1 protein-coding gene and 1 pseudogene are annotated in these 888 nt (G+C 56.5%); both read left to right on the forward strand.

Features of this window, described 5'->3' with window-relative positions; genetic code table 11:
• A pseudogene (locus M6F29_RS11880) lies at window positions 1-474 on the forward strand (radical SAM family heme chaperone HemW); the annotation flags it as partial.
• Window positions 475-500: 26 nt separating this feature from the next.
• The coding region (locus M6F29_RS12610; RefSeq protein WP_298160183.1) for a methylated-DNA--[protein]-cysteine S-methyltransferase at window positions 501-888 on the forward strand (388 nt) is incomplete at its 3' end.

Raw genomic sequence — 888 nt, forward strand, 5'->3', positions numbered from 1 at the left:
GCCCATGGGGCTTTGCTTGCTGCGGGGTACGAGGCCTATGAAACCTCTGCCTGGGCTCGCGGGGGGGATCAATGTCGGCATAATCTCAATTATTGGTGCTTTGGTGACTATTTGGGTCTGGGTGCCGGGGCTCACGGCAAGTTGAGCGGCCCCTGGGGCATCGAGCGACAACGTCGCGCTCGTCAGCCCGAGGCCTACATGCGTGCCGTGGAACGTGGGGTACCGATCGAGGAATCTTTGAACGTGGCCGCACAGGATCTGCCTTTTGAATTCATGATGAATGCCCTGCGCTTGTCCAAAGGTGTTCCCCGAGAGATGTACGAACGTCATACGGGTTTATCTCTGCAAGAACTTCAACCCCTTTTGAGTCAATTGGAGGAGGAAGGCTGGTTGGAAGCCAACCCCCACCGATTGTGTCCGACCTTTCGTGGGCAGCGCTTTCTTAATGATTTATTGCAACGATTTTTGCCATGAACAGACTTCAGCAGACGTCTTGTTCCTTGGGGTGTCTTTCTTGGGTATTTGATATTGACGGGGTACGCTGGCTGACTTTGACGGGAACTCCTGAGGCAGGATATCGCCAGGCGGCGACGCGTTTTTCGGCTCTGGGTGGGAAGGTTGATCTTCAAGTGCAGGAGGTTTGGGAAGAAGCGCTGCTTGCGGCAGTGGAATGCCCTACTGTGGTACGCCAACCCATTCCTTTGCACCTGTCAGGTACAGGATTTCAGCGGGCCGTGTGGGATGCCCTGTGTACCATTCCGGTAGGACAGTGGCGTACCTATGGAGATATTGCAGCGCTGATCGGACGGCCTCGGGCGGTGCGTGCCGTGGGTTCTGCCTGTGGCGCTAACCCGCTGCCTTTTCTGATTCCCTGTCACCGCGTGGTGG

The organism is Ferrovum sp., assembly GCF_027317285.1.
Lineage (GTDB): Bacteria > Pseudomonadota > Gammaproteobacteria > Burkholderiales > Ferrovaceae > Ferrovum.